The organism is Nocardioides donggukensis (genome assembly GCF_014842875.1).
Classification (GTDB): domain Bacteria; phylum Actinomycetota; class Actinomycetes; order Propionibacteriales; family Nocardioidaceae; genus Nocardioides; species Nocardioides donggukensis.
In genome coordinates this window covers 804,359-821,032 of sequence record NZ_JACYXZ010000001.1, presented here as the reverse complement: position 1 = coordinate 821,032, position 16,674 = coordinate 804,359, and the positions used below count along the sequence as shown (strand labels likewise).

Annotated in this window: 20 protein-coding genes; 3 read left to right on the top strand and 17 right to left on the bottom strand. The window is 73.0% G+C overall.

Translation table 11 applies throughout. From position 1 onward, the window contains the following. Positions 1–40 precede the first annotated feature (40 nt). The 5 genes from IE331_RS03985 to ftsE form a co-directional block, all read right to left on the bottom strand. Entirely contained in the window at positions 41–934 is an 894-nt protein-coding gene (locus tag IE331_RS03985) for an amidohydrolase family protein (RefSeq protein WP_192140691.1), read from the bottom strand. Between the two features lie 258 nt (positions 935–1,192). Beyond that, positions 1,193–1,669: an SsrA-binding protein SmpB gene (gene smpB, locus IE331_RS03980; RefSeq protein ID WP_192140689.1), complete on the bottom strand. Its 477-nt coding sequence runs from the start codon at positions 1,667–1,669 to the stop codon at positions 1,193–1,195. A 43-nt stretch (positions 1,670–1,712) separates the two neighbouring features. Continuing rightward, positions 1,713–3,002 carry a peptidoglycan DD-metalloendopeptidase family protein gene (locus tag IE331_RS16905; RefSeq protein WP_192140682.1) on the bottom strand — a complete coding sequence of 430 codons (1,290 nt, stop codon included), beginning with the start codon at positions 3,000–3,002 and terminating at the stop codon, positions 1,713–1,715. A 51-nt stretch (positions 3,003–3,053) separates the two neighbouring features. After that, the gene (ftsX, locus tag IE331_RS03970; RefSeq protein ID WP_192140680.1) at positions 3,054–3,959 is read right to left on the bottom strand and encodes a permease-like cell division protein FtsX; all 906 of its coding nucleotides are present in this window, start codon (positions 3,957–3,959) and stop codon (positions 3,054–3,056) included. A 15-nt stretch (positions 3,960–3,974) separates the two neighbouring features. Next, positions 3,975–4,664: a cell division ATP-binding protein FtsE gene (ftsE, locus tag IE331_RS03965; RefSeq protein ID WP_192140678.1), complete on the bottom strand. Its 690-nt coding sequence runs from the start codon at positions 4,662–4,664 to the stop codon at positions 3,975–3,977. Positions 4,665–4,714: 50 nt separating this feature from the next. Here ftsE and IE331_RS03960 point away from each other — a divergent pair, with 50 nt between their 5' ends. Genes IE331_RS03960 through IE331_RS03950 form a run of 3 tightly spaced genes read left to right on the top strand, consistent with a single transcriptional unit; the run spans position 4,715 to position 6,936 of the window. Continuing rightward, on the top strand, positions 4,715–5,368 hold the full coding sequence (locus IE331_RS03960; protein ID WP_192140676.1) for a hypothetical protein: 654 nt from the start codon (positions 4,715–4,717) through the stop codon (positions 5,366–5,368). A gap of 53 nt (positions 5,369–5,421) precedes the next feature. Then, entirely contained in the window at positions 5,422–6,036 is a 615-nt protein-coding gene (locus IE331_RS03955; protein WP_192140674.1) for a TlpA family protein disulfide reductase, read from the top strand. Positions 6,037–6,039: 3 nt separating this feature from the next. Further along, the gene (locus IE331_RS03950; RefSeq protein ID WP_192140672.1) at positions 6,040–6,936 is read left to right on the top strand and encodes a cytochrome c biogenesis CcdA family protein; all 897 of its coding nucleotides are present in this window, start codon (positions 6,040–6,042) and stop codon (positions 6,934–6,936) included. Between the two features lie 4 nt (positions 6,937–6,940). Here IE331_RS03950 and prfB read toward each other — a convergent pair whose 3' ends face one another. The 12 genes from prfB to IE331_RS03890 all read right to left on the bottom strand — a co-directional run bounded on the left by prfB (position 6,941) and on the right by IE331_RS03890 (position 16,474). Then, a complete protein-coding gene (gene prfB / locus IE331_RS03945) occupies positions 6,941–8,056 on the bottom strand; it encodes a peptide chain release factor 2 (protein WP_192140670.1) in 1,116 nt (371 codons plus the stop codon). A 64-nt stretch (positions 8,057–8,120) separates the two neighbouring features. Beyond that, a complete protein-coding gene (locus IE331_RS03940) occupies positions 8,121–9,344 on the bottom strand; it encodes a globin domain-containing protein (protein ID WP_192140668.1) in 1,224 nt (407 codons plus the stop codon). Between the two features lie 34 nt (positions 9,345–9,378). Then, a complete protein-coding gene (locus IE331_RS03935) occupies positions 9,379–9,996 on the bottom strand; it encodes a DivIVA domain-containing protein (RefSeq protein ID WP_192140667.1) in 618 nt (205 codons plus the stop codon). Beyond that, entirely contained in the window at positions 9,993–11,150 is a 1,158-nt protein-coding gene (locus IE331_RS03930; protein ID WP_192140666.1) for a globin domain-containing protein, read from the bottom strand. Before IE331_RS03930 ends, IE331_RS03935 begins: the two co-directional genes overlap by 4 nt. A 158-nt stretch (positions 11,151–11,308) precedes the next feature. Further along, on the bottom strand, positions 11,309–11,767 hold the full coding sequence (locus tag IE331_RS03925) for a CAP domain-containing protein (protein WP_192140665.1): 459 nt from the start codon (positions 11,765–11,767) through the stop codon (positions 11,309–11,311). A gap of 205 nt (positions 11,768–11,972) precedes the next feature. Continuing rightward, positions 11,973–12,428, bottom strand: a complete 456-nt coding sequence (locus IE331_RS03920) for a pilus assembly protein TadG-related protein (RefSeq protein WP_201931031.1) — start codon at positions 12,426–12,428, stop codon at positions 11,973–11,975. After that, complete coding sequence (locus IE331_RS03915) at positions 12,425–12,859, bottom strand: hypothetical protein (protein ID WP_192140664.1); 435 nt, start codon at positions 12,857–12,859, stop codon at positions 12,425–12,427. Before IE331_RS03915 ends, IE331_RS03920 begins: the two co-directional genes overlap by 4 nt. Beyond that, positions 12,856–13,260 (bottom strand): TadE/TadG family type IV pilus assembly protein, encoded by a 405-nt coding sequence (locus IE331_RS03910; RefSeq protein ID WP_192140662.1) that lies wholly within the window; start codon positions 13,258–13,260, stop codon positions 12,856–12,858. The genes IE331_RS03915 and IE331_RS03910 overlap by 4 nt, the downstream gene beginning before the upstream one ends. Beyond that, on the bottom strand, positions 13,235–13,423 hold the full coding sequence (locus IE331_RS03905) for a hypothetical protein (protein ID WP_192140660.1): 189 nt from the start codon (positions 13,421–13,423) through the stop codon (positions 13,235–13,237). Before IE331_RS03905 ends, IE331_RS03910 begins: the two co-directional genes overlap by 26 nt. Before the next feature lie 21 nt (positions 13,424–13,444). After that, positions 13,445–14,371 carry a type II secretion system F family protein gene (locus tag IE331_RS16705; protein WP_201931027.1) on the bottom strand — a complete coding sequence of 309 codons (927 nt, stop codon included), beginning with the start codon at positions 14,369–14,371 and terminating at the stop codon, positions 13,445–13,447. Continuing rightward, positions 14,368–15,222: a type II secretion system F family protein gene (locus IE331_RS03895; RefSeq protein WP_192140658.1), complete on the bottom strand. Its 855-nt coding sequence runs from the start codon at positions 15,220–15,222 to the stop codon at positions 14,368–14,370. The genes IE331_RS16705 and IE331_RS03895 overlap by 4 nt, the downstream gene beginning before the upstream one ends. Before the next feature lies 1 nt (position 15,223). Then, a complete protein-coding gene (locus IE331_RS03890; protein WP_192140651.1) occupies positions 15,224–16,474 on the bottom strand; it encodes a CpaF family protein in 1,251 nt (416 codons plus the stop codon). Positions 16,475–16,674: the final 200 nt, after the last annotated feature.

Below are 16,674 nucleotides of genomic sequence, written 5' to 3'. Positions count from 1 at the left end.
GTGGGAGGCCAGCCCACCACACCCGCGCCGGGCACGCGGGTCATTCGCCGAAAAGCGCCGCCGCGTTGTCCCAGCAGACGCCTCGCAGCCACTCGTCGCCCAGCCCGAGCCGCTCCAGCACCTCGATCTGGTGGCCGTAGGCGTAGGGGATGTTCGGGAAGTCCGAGCCGAGCAGCACCTTGGGTCCGAGCTCGGCGAGGCGTGGCAGCAGCTCGCGGGGGAACTCACCGCCCAGTGCCGAGAAGAAGTCGGTGAACGCCATCGTGGTGTCGAGGTGCACCCGCTCGTAGGTCTCCGCGAGCGCCAGGAAGTCGGCGTACTCCGGCGCCCCGAGGTGGGCGATGACCAGCGTCAGCCGCGGGTGCCGGCGCAGCAGCTCGGCCACCGGCTCCGGCCCCGTGTACGCCGTCCCGACCGGCCCGGAGCCCGCGTGCAGCACGACCGGGGTCCCGGCCTCCTCGAGCACGCCCCACACCTCGTCCAGGAGCGGGTCGGTCACGAGGAAGCCGCCGACCTGCACGTGCAGCTTGAACACCCGGGCGCCGTCGGCGATGCGCCGGGCGACGTACTCCCCCGCACCCGGCTCGGGGAAGAAGGTCGCGCTGGGCAGCGCCTCGGGCACCCGCGCGGAGAAGCCGGACGCCCAGTCGTTGAGGAACTCCGCCATGCCCGGCCGGTGCGCGTAGGACAGCGCCGTGAACCGGCGCACGCCGAGGCCGCGCAGCGTGGCCACCAGGACCTCGTCGGTGTCGCGGTAGTGCAGCGGCCACGGCCTGCCGATCAGCGGGCCGCCCCGGTCGAACTGCTCGCGGACCTTCGTCGCCACCCGCGGTGGCAGGAAGTGGGTGTGCACGTCGAACAGGCCGGGCAGCCCGAGGCGGTCGACGAGCGGGGGTGGTTTCGAGACGCTCGCTGGCGCTCGCTCCTCAACCACCGGTCACGCTCGCACCGGTCCCTGAGGAGGCGCGCCAGCGCCGTCTCGAAGGGCAACCACCGGTCACGCTCGCACCGGTCCCTGAGGAGGCGCGCCAGCGCCGTCTCGAAGGGCAACCACCGGTCACGCTCGCTCCGGTCCCTGAGGAGGCGCGCCAGCGCCGTCTCGAAGGGCGACCACCGGTCACGCTCGCTCCGGTCCCTGAGGAGGCGCGCCAGCGCCGTCTCGAAGGGCAACCACCGGTCACGCTCGCACCGGTCACGCCATGCCCTTGAGCCGGCGGCCGAGCGCCTGCTCCTTCTCCCGGTTCGCGGTGCGCTCGGCGATCGTGTGCCGCTTGTCCCAGTGCTTCTTGCCCTTGGCGAGGGCGATCTCGACCTTGGCCCGGCCGTCCTTGAAGTAGATCGACAGCGGGATCAGCGTGTAGCCCTTGTCGCCGATCTTGCGCTCGATCTTGTCGATCTCGGACCGGTTCAGCAGCAGCTTGCGCTTGCGGCGGGCGGCGTGGTTGGTCCACGTGCCCTGCGTGTACTCGGGGATGTGCACGGCGTGCAGCCAGGCCTCGCCGTTGTCGATCTCGGCGAACCCGTCGACCAGGGAGGCCCGTCCGGCGCGCAGCGACTTCACCTCGGTGCCGACCAGGACCAGGCCGGCCTCCCAGGTGTCCTCGATGTGGTAGTCGTGGCGCGCCTTCTTGTTCTGCGCGACGAGCTTGCGCCCCTGCTCCTTGGCCATCGGACCATTCTCGCAAAGGCCCGCAACCGGGTTGCGCCCGACGTCAGAACCAGTTGGCCGGGTTGACCGGTCGCCCGTTCGCCATCACCGTGAAGTGCAGGTGGCACCCGGTCGACCAGCCGGTGTTGCCCATGTAGCCGACCACCTGGCCGCGGCTGACCGACTGCCCGGGGCTGACGACGTACCGCGCGGCGTGGTTGTAGATCGTCGCCAGGCCGACGCCGCGGCGCAGCCCGTGGTCGATGACCAGCCGGTTGCCGTACGCCGACTGGTAGTAGCGCGACATGACCCGGCCGGAGGTGGCCGCCAGCAGCGGCGTACCGCAGCCCGCCGAGGCGCCGAAGTCGGTGCCGTCGTGCAGGGAGAAGTACTTGTAGATCGGGTGCGTCCGGTAGCCGAAGGGCGAGGTGACGTAGCCGTCCACCGGGTGCCGCAGCACGCCTCCGGAGTCGCGGCTGCCCACCGAGCCCTGCGCGGCCTTCGCCGCCTTCGCCGCCAGTGCCGCGGCCCGGCGCCGCAGGGCCGCCGAGATCCGGGCGTCCTGGGCCTTGAGCCGGGACAGCACCGCCTCGTCCTTCGCCCGGGCACGGCGGGCGCTGGCGAACGCGTCGGCGCGCCTGCCGACGAGGACCTTCACCGCGGCCGCCGCCTCCTGGGCGCGCGCCTCGAGCCTCTTGCGCAGGGCCAGGTTCTCCGCGGCCGCCTGGCGGCGCACCTCGACGACGTCCTTCTGCCGCTCCACCTTCTCCTCGGCGACGGTCAGCAGCACCTCGGCGGCCGTGAGCTCGTCGAGGGTGGCGTTCTCCTCGTCGACGACCGCGTCGGTCGCGGCGAGCGATCGGGTCATGTCGCCGGGGTCGGCGGCGTCCAGCAGGGAGGCGACGGACTGGATCCGCGGGTCGCCTAGCTCGTAGATGTCCGCGACCATGTCGCCGACGGCGGCACGCTGGGTCTCGACGTCGGCGCGGCCGGCGGCGAGCTCGCCGCGGGCGGCGTTCAGGTCCGCGACCGCCTCGTCGAGCTTGGCCTGCATCTCCCGGTCCCGGACCCGGGCCGCGGCCAGCTGGCCGCGCGTCCTGGCGAGCCGGCTCTGGGCCCGGCCGAGCTCCGCCTTGGCCTGGTCCAGCCGGGCGGCGGCCGCACGCATCGCGGCGCTGGACTCGTGCAGCTCGGAGCTGGCCGAGCCGATCTGCTTCTTGACCTGACGCTGCCTGTCCTTCAGGTCGTCGTTGGCCGAGGCGAGCGGGACCGCCAACGCGAGCGCTGCCACGAGGCAGGCCACGATGGCCATCAGTGCACGACGTCGGTTGTCGCCGGGGAAGGAGCGAACCACCACAAAGCCTTCGTTCGGGGAAGTGAACGAAACGACGCTAAACCACGAGGTTCAGACTTTGAGGTATTTCCGCGTCAACACGAGGGTGGGAAATATCGTGAGCAGGGGGCCCAGAAGGGCTACTGCTCCTAGTGCGGCCAGGTATTCGGGGAGCCCGATCCAGGGCATGAAGTTGATCTGGCCCTGCATCCCCTCCGCGACGCCGAAGTACATGAACGCCGCCAGCGCGCCACCCGCCAGCACCACGCCGACCAGCGCGGTGACCAACGCCTCGAGCAGGAACGGCAGCGAGATGTAGAGGCTCGAGGCGCCCACCAGCCGCATGATCCCGATCTCCCGGCGGCGGGCGAACGCGGCCAGCCGGATGGTGTTGGCGACCAGGAGCAGCGCCGCGAAGATGAGGAAGGCCGCGATCCCGATCGCCCCGAACTTGAGGGCGTCGATGGCGGCGTAGATCGGCTTCAGCACCGCGCGCTGGTCGCGGACGTTCGACACGCCGTCCAGGCCCTCCACGGCGCTGCGGATGCCCTGGTAGCGCTCGGCGTTCTCCAGCTCGATCCAGACCGACTCCTTCATCGACGACGGCGAGGTGGGCAGCCTGGCGAAGTACTCCTCGCTGAAGAGCTCCTTGGTCTTCTCGAAGGCCTCCTTCTTCGACTCCGTGTGGAAGTCGGCGACCTCGGGGTTCTCCTGCACCACGTTGATGATCGCGTCCTTCTGCGCGGGCGTGACCTCGCCCGTGCAGTTGGGGCTGGTGGCGGTCTCGTTGCACAGGAAGACGGTGATCTGCAGCTGGGACCCCCAGTGCTCCTCGGCCCGCTGGGCCTGGGAGTTCAGCAGAAGGCCGAGACCGACGAGGGTCAGCGACACGAACAGCGTCAGGATCACCGCGAGGTGCATCGACAGGTTGCGACGAAGCCCCTGTCGGAGCTCGGAGAGGACATAGCGCAGCTGCATGGAGGAGGAGGTTCCTTAGTTCTGGTAGCCGTAGATGCCGCGGGCCTGGTCGCGGACGACGTGGCCGTCCTCGAGCTCGATGACCCGCTTGCGCATCTGGTCGACGATGCCGGCGTCGTGGGTGGCCATGAGCACCGTGGTGCCGGTGCGGTTGATCCGGTCGAGCAGCTTCATGATGCCGACCGAGGTGTTGGGGTCGAGGTTGCCGGTGGGCTCGTCGGCGATGAGGATCATCGGCCGGTTCACGAACGCCCGGGCGATCGCGACCCGCTGCTGCTCACCGCCGGAGAGCTCGTCGGGCAGCCGGTCGCCCTTGCCCTCGAGGCCGACCATCTCCAGCGTCTCGGGCACGAGGCTCTCGACCTGGGCCTTCGGCTTCCCGATCACCTGGAGGGCGAAGGCGACGTTCTCGGTGACGGTCTTGTTCTGGAGCAGCCGGAAGTCCTGGAACACGGTGCCGATCTGGCGGCGCAGTCGCGGGACCTTCCAGCCGGCGAGCCGGTTGATCTCCTTGCCGGCGACGTAGACCCGTCCCGAGGACGGCCGGTACTCACGCAGGATCAGGCGCAGGAACGTCGACTTGCCCGAGCCGGAGGCGCCGACGAGGAAGACGAACTCGCCCTTCTCGACGTCGACGGACACCTGCTCGAGGGCGGACCGGGCCTGGCCCGGGTAGGCCTTGGTCACCTTCTCGAAGCGAATCACTGGACGGAGTCTAGGCGACCCCGGCAACCGCACCGCCTAGGCTGGCGCGCATGTCCGCTCCCGCCCGGGTACGCCGTTCCGCCGCGGCCGCCGCGCTCACCGCGCTGGCGCTGGTCGGCTCGGCGTGCAGCAGCGGGACCGCCGAGCCCGACGCGGCCCCCTCGACCACCCCGGAGACGGCCGCGACCGGTGCCGGGCCCACCCCGATCTCGGCACTGGACCCGGGTGGGCTCACCGTGGCCCGGGCCGACTTCTGCGCGTCCGTCTCCCCCGACGCGGTGGCGGCTGCCGTCGGCGAGGTGCGGCGCACCGACCACTACGTCAACGGGGAGCCGGCCCGGCTCACCCCGGACCTGCGCGACGTCGCGCACGAGTTCGGCTGCGTGTTCCGGGGCCGGGGCGGCACCGTGGCCCGGGCCTGGGTGTTCGCGCCGCGGATCACCCGGGCCCGCGCCCGCGCCCTGGTGGGGCAGGCCCGGTCGGGGAAGGGCTGCGAGGCCCGACCGGCGGACACGTTCGGCTCCCCCGCCACCGGCCTGGTCTGCCGGGCCGAGGGGGCCACCTCGGCCGGCTTCCGCGGGCTGTTCGTGGACAGCTGGTTCTCCTGCTCGCTGAGCCGGGAGGGCCCGACCGACGTCGAGCGGCTCGCCGAGCGGGCCGAGTCGTGGTGCGTGGCAGCGGTGCGGGCTGCCGCCGCCGGCTGACGTCACCGATCCGTAAGCAGCAGGGCTGCGGGGTTCCGCGTACGGTTGACAGTGTGCTGAAGACCCTCCTGGCCCTCGCGACCGCCGTCCTGCTCGCCCTGCTCGCCGCAGGTTGCGGCACCACGACCTCGACGGCCGGCGCCGACGACGCCGCGGCCGCGGCGGGTGATTCCTCGGCCGAGTCCCCCGAGTCCTCCGAGGGGGACGAGGCCGCCGACGAGGCGGCGGGCGGCAGCACGGGCGACAAGAAGGAGACCGGCCCCGTGCCGGCCGTCTACTCCTTCGACGGCACGACGCTGGCGGGCGCGGACTTCCGCGGTGCCAGCCTCCGCGGGGAGCCGTCGGTGCTGTGGTTCTGGGCGCCGTGGTGCCCGACCTGTGTCGCCCAGCAGAGCGTGATGACCGAGCTGGCCGAGGAGTACGCCGCCGAGGTCGGCTTCGTGGGCGTCGCCGGGCTGGACGACGACGAGCAGGCGATGGCCGAGTTCGCCGGCCGGACCTCCGGTGAGATCACCCACCTGCAGGACTCCGTCGGCGACGTGTGGCGACACTTCGGGGTCCGGGCCCAGAGCAGCTACGTGGTCCTGGACGGCCGCGGGAAGGTCGCCGCCGAGGGCTCCCTCTCCGACGACGAGCTGCGCTCGGTCGTCTCGTCCCTGGCCGGCTGACCCGTGTCCGACGGCCTGCTCGCCCTGGCTCTCGGCTCGGGCATGCTCGCCGCGGTGAACCCGTGCGGCTTCGCCCTGCTGCCGGCGTACCTCTCGCTGCTGGTGCTCGGCGACGAGGAGTCCACCCGGCGCCGGGCGCTCTCCCGGGCGCTCCTGCTGACGGCGGCGATGACGCTCGGCTTCGTGGCGGTGTTCGCGACGTTCGGGCTGGCGCTGGCGCCGGTGGCCTCCCAGCTGCAGCAGAACCTGCCGAGGTTCACCGTCGTCGCCGGCCTGGTGCTGGCCGCCACCGGGCTGTGGGTGCTGGCCGGTCGCACGATCACGCTCCCGCGACGCAAGGGGCGCCGCGGTGCCGCGAAGCCCCTGACCGGGTCGTTCTGGTCGATGGCCGGCTTCGGCGCCGGCTACGCCGCCGCCTCGCTGACCTGCACGATCGCGCCGTTCCTCGCCGTCGTGGTGGCCTCGTTCCGGGCCGACGACCCGGTCGAGGGCAGCATCCTCTTCGTCGCCTACGCGGTCGGCATGGGCTCGGTCGTCGGGGCAGTCGCCGTCGCGGTCGCGCTGGCCAAGCAGTCGGTCATCGGCCGGATGCGCGGCGCCGGCCGGTGGGTGCCGCGGGTCAGCGGCGCGCTGCTCCTGGCCGCCGGCGCCTACGTCGCCTACTACGGCTGGTGGGAGCTGCGGGTGCTGGCCGGGCGGGCCACCGGCTCGGACCCGGTCATCTCCGCCGCGGCCGAGGTCCAGCGGCTCCTCGCCGACGCGGTCACCGCCGTCGGCCCGGGCGGCTGGGCGCTGGTGCTCGTCGCCCTCGTGGCGCTGGCGCTGCTCGGCGGACGGCTCCGCTCCCGCGGCGACGAGCCGGCCGAGGACCCCGAGCAGCAGCCCGACCGGACCCGGTGAGCGCTCAGGCCTCGACGGCGTCCGCGCCGCGCCGCCAGCGGATCCCGGCCTCGAGGAAGCCGTCGATCTCGCCGTCGAAGACGGCCTGCGGGTTGCCGACCTCGTAACCGGTCCGCAGGTCCTTGACGATCTGGTAGGGGTTCAGCACGTAGTTGCGCATCTGGTCGCCCCAGCTGGCGGCGACGTCGCCCTTCAGGTCCTTGAGGTGGGCGGCCTCCTCGGCCTTCTTCAGCGCGAGCAGCTTGGCCTTCAGCACCACCATCGCGCTGGCCTTGTTCTGCAGCTGGCTCTTCTCGTTCTGGCAGCTGACCACGACCCCGGTCGGGATGTGGGTGAGCCGGACCGCGGAGTCGGTGGTGTTCACCGACTGGCCGCCCGGGCCCCCCGAGCGGTAGACGTCGACGCGGACGTCCTCGTCGGGCACCTCGATCTCGTCGGTCTGCTCGAGCACCGGCACCACCTCGACGGCGGCGAAGCTGGTCTGCCGTCGGCCCTGGTTGTCGAACGGGCTGATCCGCACCAGCCGGTGGGTGCCGGCCTCGACGCTCAGGGTGCCGTAGGCGTACGGCGCGTGCACCGCGAAAGTGGCCGACTTGATGCCGGCCTCCTCGGCGTAGGAGGTGTCGAAGACCTCGACCCGGTACTTGTTGCGCTCGGCCCAGCGGGTGTACATCCGCATCAGGGACAGGGCGAAGTCGGCCGCGTCGACGCCGCCGGCGCCGGAGCGGATCGTGACCAGTGCCTCGCGGACGTCGTACTCCCCGGAGAGCAGCGTGCGGACCTCGAGCAGCTGGACCGCCTTGCGGATCTTCACCAGCTCGCTCTCGGCCTCCGCCATCGAGTCGGGGTCGTCCTCCTCCTGGCCGAGCTCGACCAGCACACCGAGGTCCTCGACCCGCTCGGCGAGGTTGGTGAACCGGTCCAGCTCGCCCTGGAGCGTGGAGAGCCGGCCGGTGACCCGGGTCGCGTTGTCCTGGTCGTCCCAGAGGTCCGGGGCCGCGACCTGCTGTCCGAGGTCGTCGATCTCTCGGCGCATCGCGTCCACGTCGAGCACCTGCTCGATCGTGCGCATGGTCGCCTGGAGCTGCTTGATCTCGCTGTCGAAGTCTGTGCCTGCCACAAGGAGCAACGGTACGGCACGGCGCCGGCCCGGCGGCGGCCCGGCCGGAGCGCCCCGGCGCCCGCTACTGGTAGTCGGCCAGCCAGAGGTCCGGGCCGAAGACCTCGTACTGGATGTCGCGGGGTGGTACGCCGCGCTCGACGAGGTCGGCGCGCACCAGCTTGAGGAACGCCAGGGGCCCGCAGAGGTAGTACTCCGCGTCGGCGGGGAGGTCCACCTCCCCCACGTCGAGGTAGCCGGTGTGGGTCTCGCCCGCACCCTCACCCGAGCCCCCCACCGGGGGGTCGAGGTACCACGTGGTCAGGGTGGCGTCGGGCAGCTCGGCGAGGTCCGCGATCACCTGCTCCCGGAGCGGGAAGGTGGCGACCGAGTCGTCGGCGTGCCAGAAGCGCACCTTCCGGCGGGCCCGCCCCTGCGCCAGGTGCGAGAGCATGCCGGCCATCGGGGCGACGCCGATGCCGGCGGTCGCGAAGACCACCGGACGGTCGGTGTACTCCAGCACGACGTCGCCGAACGGCGCGGACAGCTCGAGCTCGTCGCCGACCGCGACCCGGTCGTGCAGCAGGTTCGACATCTCGCCGTCGGGGCGGCCCTCGGCGTCGTGGCCGTGCAGCCGCTTGACGCAGAACCGGCGCTGCCGACCGTCGTCCGCCCGGGTCAGGCTGTACTGCCGCGGCTGGCGTACGCCGTCGGGCATCGAGGCCCGCACCGTGACGTACTGACCGGGCAGGGAGGCCATGAACTTCTCGTCGCCCACCGGCTCGACGACCAGGGTCACCACGTCGTCGGTCTCCGGGATCCGCTCGCACACCCGCCAGGTGCTCCAGATCGTGTCCGGGGCCAGGTCGACCGCCTCGTAGAGGCCGCGCTCCTTGTTGATCAGCATGTTGGCCATCAGCCAGTACACCTCGCTCCACGCGGCGGCCACCTCGTGGGTGACGGCCTCCCCGAGCACGTCGCCGACGGCCCACATCAGGTGGTCGTGGACGACGAGGTACTGGTCGGGGGTCACGCCGAGCGAGGCGTGCTTGTGCGCCACCCGGGACAGCAGGTGGTCGGGCAGCCGGTCGGGGCGGTTGACCAGGGCGTCGGCGAAGGCGGCGACCGACCCGGCCAGGGCCTGCTGCTGGCTGCCGTCGGCCTGGTTGCCGCGGTTGAAGACGCCGTCGAGCAGCTGGGGGTGCTCGGCGAACAGGTGGGCGTAGAAGCGCTGCGCGATCTCGGCGACGTTCTCACCGACGACGGGCAGGGTCGCCTCCACGATCTCGTGCGAGGTCTGGGACAGCATGCCGAGTCTTCCTTTCGGTCGTCCCCCCGGACAGTCAGCGTGGGCGGGGGACGTTGCCGCCCGAAGCGGTGGAGTGCGAGGCCAGGATGGCGTCACCGGTCGGTGTGCCCTCCTGCTCCGCGTCCAGGGCCGGCAGCTCGCCGAGCCGGTCGACCTGCTCACCGAGCGCGTCGAGCACGGCCCGCAGCTGCATCTGCGCGATCTGGGTGTAGGTGCGGACGTACTCCACCTCGGGCACCGGCCGGTCGTAGCCGGTGTGCCGGGTCCCGCCGAGGGGGTCCTCGCGTCCGCCGGCGCTGCCGGTGACCTCCTCGGCGGCCTGCCGGGCCTCGGCCAGGATCTCACGCTGCTGGCCGCGGGCGCTCATCATCAGGTCCCGGGCGCTCTGCACGGCCTCGGCGATCAGGCTGTCGGCGACCTGCTGGGCCTGGCTGAAGAGCACCACGGCGCGATCGCTGACGCCGGCGTCCGGGTCCGCGCTGCGCTCCCGGAGCTGCTGGAGCTCGCGCTCGGTGCGGCCGACCTGGTCGGCGAGCCGGTCGAGGTAGGCGTAGACCTCCTCCGCGTCCAGGCCGCGGAGCCGGGTCGGGAACGAGCGGTGCCGGATCTGCTGTGCGCTCTGCGCGGCGGGCTGGGACGGGGTGGCACTCACGGGGCATCTCCTGAATCGGACGAGGCGGCAGAGGAGTCGAGCGCGGTGAACTGCTCGCAGTGGATGTCGCCACGGTCCACGCCGGCGGACAGGAGCTCGCTCACGCTGTGTCGGACCATCTCGGGCGACCCGCAGACCAGGGCGACCCGGCCGGGACCGGCCGCGGCGGCCGGGGTGCCGACCATGCCCCGCGGTCCGGGGTAGGACGGGTCGTCGGAGACCACACCGGTGTACTCGAACCACGGGCGGGTGGCCGCCAGCTCCCGCAGGCGGCCGTGCTCGTAGAGGTTCCAGGGCATCCGGGCCCCGTGGAAGAGGTGCACGTCCGGGGCCGGGCCGGTCCCGGAGCGGGCCTCGTCGAGCTGTTCGAAGACGGCCAGCAGCGGCGCCAGTCCGGTGCCCCCGGCGACCATGAGCAGCGGCGGGGCCGTGGCCGGGTCGACGGTCAGCTGGTGGCCGACCGGCGCGCCGAGGCGGACCGTCTCCCCCGCGGCGAGCGTGCGGACCACCGCCGAGCTGACCAGCCCGCCGTCGACCGGCTGCACGTGGAGCTCCAGCGTCCCGTCCTGCCGGGGGGCGTTCGCCGGGCTGAAGTAGCGCCACAGGCGTGGCCGCTGCGGGATCTCCATCGCCATCGACTGCCCGGGCGCGAAGTCGAGCCGCTCGTGCGGGCGCAGCGTCAGCACGGTGACGTCGAGCGTCCGGCGCTCCACCTTGAGCACCTCGGCGTCCCACCAGGCCGGCGTGGTGGCCTCGGACTCCTCGGCCGCCTGGACCATCACCTTGGCGACCAGCCCGTAGGCCTCCGCCCAGTCGGCCGCGAGCTCCTCGGTCCACGCCGAGCCCAGGAAGTAGCGCAGCGTGGTCAGCAGCGAGGCGCCGACGACCGAGTAGTGCTCGGCGACCACCGCGAAGCGCCGGTGGTCCCGGCCGAGCTGCTCGATGTAGCCGACCACCTCGTCGATCGCGTCGACGTTGGAGACGATCCGGCCGAGCGCGACCACGAACCGGTCCCGCTGGCCGTCCATCGCGATCGGGAACATCGACCGCAGCTGTGGCTGGGCCAGGAACAGGTGCGAGTAGAAGAACAGCGGCACCTCGTCGCCGGAGCGGGCGACCTCCGCCCAGCTGGCCTTCAGTGCCTCAGGGTCCATCGGAACCAGATCCGTCGGCCGACCCGGGCCGAAGCGACATATCCACCGAGATCCGCATTGCCCACACCCTCCCGAAATGGGGGATTGCGCTACGAGCGCGGACCTCTGTCTACCAACAGCGCCGAAGGGGTGTCAACGGTCCGGGGAGGGTCCCGGGGTCAGCGATTGCGGCCGAAGACCTGGGCGACGTACCAGAGGCCGTTGTCGCCGCGGCGAGCGGCGAGCCCGACCCTGCGGTAGCCCTTCTTGAGGATGTTCTTGCGGTGGTCGGTGGAGCCCATCCAGGCGTTGACGACCGCCCGGCCGCTGGAGTAGCCGTAGGCGACGTTCTCCCCGGCCATCCGGAGCCCGCAGCGCTTGACGACCCGGTCGAGGTTCTGGTGGAACATCCGCTCCTGGTCGGCCATCCGGACGGCCTGGCGCTTCGCGAAGCGCTGGAGGCAGGCGCCCTCGCGCACCCGGCGCAGGTCCCGGTCCTTGCGCTCGACGTTGGTGCTCGCCCGGGCGTCGTCGGCGTAGCGGGCCACCTTGCCGGCGGTCGCCGGCTGGCCGAGCCCGGCGACCAGCACGAGGAGCGTGCTGGCGACGGTGACGAGGAGTCGTACCGGGAGTCGCATGGTGCTGTTCCTTCCCCCCACGGGAATCGTGATCGACCTCGACGGTAGGTCGGGCCGCGCGGGGGCACCGGCGCTTTCCGGGATCCGGGGGCACCGGTGCAGACCACCTCCGCCTCGCCGATCGGGGCCCGGGTTCCTCTCTACGTTCTGCAGGCTTCCAGGGCTCGGAACCTGCAGAACGTAGAGCCTGACCGTTCACCGGCGGTCAGGGGCCGGCCTCGATCCGCACCACCGCGGATCCCCGGGCCGCGACCCGGGCGTCGGTGAGCCCGGCCACGCTGATCGGCAGGTCCAGCGGCGCCACCAGGCGCACCAGCACCGCCTCGTCGGCGACGGTGACCTCCAGGGCGAGGCCGGGGAACTCGTCGTACGCGCCGAGCTCGCGCAGGTGGCCGACCACGGCGTCGTGGATCGCGTCGGCGTCCAGCGGCGCCCGGCCGTCCCCCAGCCCGGCCCGGTAGACCGCCGCGCCCTCCACGTTGTCGGCGCCGGCGAGTGCGGCGCCGTCGGCGAGGGTGGCCAGGCCCTGGCGCTGGAGGTACGCCGCGGACGCGTCGACGGTGACGCCGACCGCCATCAGCAGCAGCACCGCGAAGCCGACGACCAGGAGCGTTACCTGGCCGGCCTCACCGGGCCGCCGTCCCCGCAGGCCCCCTCTCACCGGGACTCCACGTAGCGACCCACGGGCACCCGGTGCACGGACTCGAGCCGGAAGCTCGGCGCGCCGCCGCCCAGCGCGGCCGGCACCAGCGGCAGGTCGACCCGGCTGCGGACGACCACGGTCACGACCGAGCCCGGGCTCAGGCAGTCCCCCGGCACCGGGCGGCACCCGATGTCGAGGGTGAACCGGTCCGCGGGGATGCCCTGGTCCGCGAGCGCGGTCGCCGCCGCGGCGTGTGCCTGCCGGCGCCCCTCGGCGTCGGAGTCCGCCAGCGTGTAGGCCCGCCCGGCCGCCCGGGAGGCCGCGCTGACGCCGAACGCGCCGCGCTGCACGTCGAAGACCGAGATCAGCACGTAGACCAGCGGGACCAGCAGCAGGATCGCCAGCCAGGTGACCTCGATCAGCGCGCTGCCCCGCTCCGCGCGCCTCACGGCCGCTCCTCGGTGGCGTGACCGGTCACCGACAGCGCCACCGCCGGGCCCCACAGACCGAGCGGCGGCACCTCCGCGCGCACGGTCACCACCACCGCCGCCGCCCCGTCGATCACCGTCGGCGCCGCGGTCACTCGCTGCGCGAACCGCTCGGACAGAGCGCCGGCGATCAGCTCCCGGGTCCGGGCCGCCCCGTCACCCGGCGCGCGGTCGGCGGTGGCCGCGTGCCGGGCCCCGTCGGAGGCGGCCGCGGTCAGCGTGTTGCGGACGTGCAGGACCAGCGCCAGGTGCAGGATCCCGAGCAGCAGCGGCAGCAGGACCACCAGCACCAGCACGAAGTCGACGACCGCCGATCCCCGCTCACCGGGTCTGCGGCTACCCGCTGACCTGGCGCAGGGCATCGGCCAGCAACGACTTCAGCTCCGGCCCGGCGAACTGCCAGAGGGCACCGACCAGCCCCGCGGTCATCACGGTGATCAGCACCCAGCCGGGCACGTCTCCCCGTTCTTCACGCCGCGGCGCCGCCAGGGCGACGTACGCCCGCAACAACAGTGTGCAGCTCATGTCCGACAACACTTCCCTTCCCTATGGGGTGACCAGGTTGAGCCCGATGACGCCCGGCCAGAACGCGAAGACGATGGTCACCGGGAGCACCAGGAACACCACCGGCACCATCATCAGGACCTCCTTGCGGGCCCCGGCCTCGATCACCTCGCGACGGCCGGCCTCGCGGACGTCGGCGGCCTGGGCGTGCAGGACGTCGGCCAGCGGGGTGCCGCGCTCCACGGCGACGGCGATCCCCTCGGCGAACCGGGCGACGAGGGGTACGCCGGTGCGCGCGGCGAGCCCGTCGAAGGCCCGGCCCACCGGCCGGCCGGTGCGGATCTCGGCCAGGACCCGGGCGAGGTCCACCGAGAGGGCACCCCGGCTGCGGCGTACGACGCGGTCCAGGGCCGCGACCGGGCTCTCCCCGGCCGCCACCGCCAGCGCCAGCAGCTCGGCGACGACCGGGAACTCGGCCAGCACCTGCCGCTCCCGGGACCGGACGGCCGCGCCGAGCCGGTGGTCGCGCAGCATCACCCCGGCCACGAACGCGGCGGCGCAGAACACCAGCAGCGACACCGCCCCACGAGGGTCCCCCAGGCTCTCCAGGATGGAGACCGCCGCCGCCACCGCGAACCCGACCAGGCCCCAGATCACCTGCTCGACGCGGAACTCGGTCACGGTCCGGTCCAGGCCGGCCCGCTCGAGGCGACGCCGCACCGTCGCGGCACCGCCGAGCACCCGCTCGACCCCGTCGGCGGCGGACCGGAGGACCGGGCCGAAGACCCCACGCACGGCGCCGCCGGGCTGCTGATCGGTCCCCCTCCCCGACACCGGCAGGTCGCGCAGGTAGGGCAGCACCCGGATCGCCAGGTCCGGGCGTCGGATCGCCCGCACCCGGACCACGACCAGCAGGCAGCCGGACGCCGCCAGTCCCCCGAGCAGGCCGCCCCACATCGCCGGGCTCACGCGAGGATCCGCCGTTCCGTCGGCAGACGCCCGATCCGGACCATCACCCGGTAGGCCAGCAGGCAGCTCGCCGCGCCACCGGCGAGCACCACCACGCCGGCGGTCGAGGAGTACCGCTCGATGACCTCCGGCTGGAAGGACAGCAGGAACAGCACGACCCACGGCGCGGCCACCGCGAGCCGGGCGCCGTTCACGGTCCAGGCCTGGCGCGACTCCAGCTCCGAGCGGGTCCGGGCGTCGTCGCGCAGGTAGCCGGACAGGTTCCTCAGGAGGCGCCCCAGCTCACCTCCACCGACCTCGCGGGCCACCCTGAGCCCCTCCACGACCCGGTCCCCGACGGGGTCGGACAGGGTCTGCTTGAGCCGGTCGAGCGAGTCGCCGAACCGTCCGGTGACCTGGTAGTCGAGCGCGAAGGAGGCGAAGGCCGGCCGCAGCGGCTCGGGCCCACGGGTCGCGAGCCCGGCCAGCGCCTCCGGCAGGGACATCCCCGCCCGGACCCCGGAGGCGAGGTTGTCGACGGCCTCCGGCCAGACGTCGGCGAACTCCCGTTGCCGGCGACGCGCCCGCCCGGAGACCACGGCCACCGGGAGGTACCCCGCCATCAGCGCGAAGGTGACGGCCACCGGCGGGGTCCCGGAGACGACCTGCATCACGAGGAACGCGCCGAGCGCGACCGCCACGCAGAGCGCGCCGAAGCTGACCGGGCTGACACCCGCGATCCCGGCCCGCGCGAGCAGCCCGGCGAGCCGGGGCGGCCCCGCACGCTCGGCCCGCGGAGTGCGCGGCAGGTGGAACGCCGACCAGATGAGCAGCAGCCCGAGGCCGATCCCGAGCCCGACCAGGGCGCCCACGTCAGGCCTGCCCCAGGATCTCGTGGACGTCCAGGCCGAGCCGCTCGTAGAGCTCCACGCGCGGCGGCATCCCGCCCTGCCGGCGCAGCTCGCCGTCCTGCCGCACGAACAGCGACTCCGCCTCGATGACGTCGGTCTCCACCCGCCCGGGGACCGCGACCACCTCGTTGACCCGGCGTGCGCCCTGGTGGTCGATGCCGAGGTGGACGACCAGGTCGACGCTCGACGCGACCGTGGGCACGACGAACCGGGCGCCGATGTTCTCCCCCGCCAGCAGCGGCAGCGTGCACATCTTCACCAGGGCCTCGCGGGCACTGTTGGCGTGCAGCGTGCACATCCCGGGCAGCCCGGCGTTGAGGGCCAGCAGCAGGTCGAGGCACTCCTCGGCCCGCACCTCGCCCACGATCACCCGGCTCGGCCGCATCCGCAGGCTCTCCTTGACAAGGTCGCGCAGCCGCACCTCGCCGGTGCCCTCGAGCCCGGAGTGCCGGGTCTGCAGCGGCACCCAGTCGGGGTGGTGGAAGCGCAGCTCGTAGACCTCCTCGGCGGAGACCACCCGCTCGGTGCCGGGGATCGAGGAGGCCAAGCAGTTCAGTAGCGTCGTCTTGCCTGCCTGAGTCCCGCCGGCGACCAGGATGTTCAGCCCGGCCCGGACGCTGGCGTCGAGGAACCGTGCGACCTGCGCGGTCAGGGTGCCGAGCTCGACCAGGTCCGGGAGCCGGCTGGCGCGGAGGGTGAACTTGCGGATGTTCACGGCCGTGAAGCCGCGCGAGATCCCCTCGAGGACGACGTGCAGGCGGTGCCCCTCGGGCAGCATCGCGTCGACGAACGGCCGGGACAGGTCGATCCGGCGACCGCTGGACTTGAGCATCCGCTCGACCAGCTCGTCGACCTGGGCCGCGGTGAGCACGGTCGGGGTCAGTTCGTGCCGCCCGTCCCGGGCCACGAAGACCCGGCTGGGGTCGTTGATCCACACCTCCTCGACGCTCGCGTCGTCGAGGTAGGGCTGCAGCGGCCCGAAGCCGGACACCCTGGCCACCAACTCGCCGACCACCGCGGGCGGGTCCGGCACCCGGGCGACCTGGCCGGTCAGGCTGCGCTCGTCGTGGCTGCGGACCACATCCTCGGCGATCCGGCGGACCACCCCGGCCTCGCGCTGCGGATCCACCCCGTCCCGGCGCACCGCCTCCCGCACCAGCGCGTCGAGGCTCTCCAGCAGCGATGCGTGGGCATCGGCGTACGTCGACGACATCGGGTCCCCGTCCGAGTGAGGTTCCTGGCTCGGTTCTACCGCAGCCGGAGCCGGGTCCGGAAGGCCTCGGATCCGAACCTGTGGACGGGCCGTGACCGGTGTGGGAGCAGTCGTCCAGAGTGCCCTCTGGGAGATCGGTCGGGCCCCTCGTCGCGCGCCCTCCGCGGGCAGGCTCTACGTTCTGCAGGATTCCGGGGCTC

Coding starts and splice junctions, on each gene's coding strand:
- smpB (WP_192140689.1), bottom strand. CDS start 1,669: ATGGCCAAGGAGCAGGGGCGCAAGCTCGTCGCGCAGAACAAGAAGGCG.
- ftsX (WP_192140680.1), bottom strand. CDS start 3,959: ATGCAGCTGCGCTATGTCCTCTCCGAGCTCCGACAGGGGCTTCGTCGC.
- IE331_RS03960 (WP_192140676.1), top strand. CDS start 4,715: ATGTCCGCTCCCGCCCGGGTACGCCGTTCCGCCGCGGCCGCCGCGCTC.
- IE331_RS03940 (WP_192140668.1), bottom strand. CDS start 9,344: ATGCTGTCCCAGACCTCGCACGAGATCGTGGAGGCGACCCTGCCCGTC.
- IE331_RS03930 (WP_192140666.1), bottom strand. CDS start 11,150: ATGGACCCTGAGGCACTGAAGGCCAGCTGGGCGGAGGTCGCCCGCTCC.
- IE331_RS03925 (WP_192140665.1), bottom strand. CDS start 11,767: ATGCGACTCCCGGTACGACTCCTCGTCACCGTCGCCAGCACGCTCCTC.
- IE331_RS03910 (WP_192140662.1), bottom strand. CDS start 13,260: ATGCCCTGCGCCAGGTCAGCGGGTAGCCGCAGACCCGGTGAGCGGGGA.
- IE331_RS03905 (WP_192140660.1), bottom strand. CDS start 13,423: ATGAGCTGCACACTGTTGTTGCGGGCGTACGTCGCCCTGGCGGCGCCG.
- IE331_RS03890 (WP_192140651.1), bottom strand. CDS start 16,474: ATGTCGTCGACGTACGCCGATGCCCACGCATCGCTGCTGGAGAGCCTC.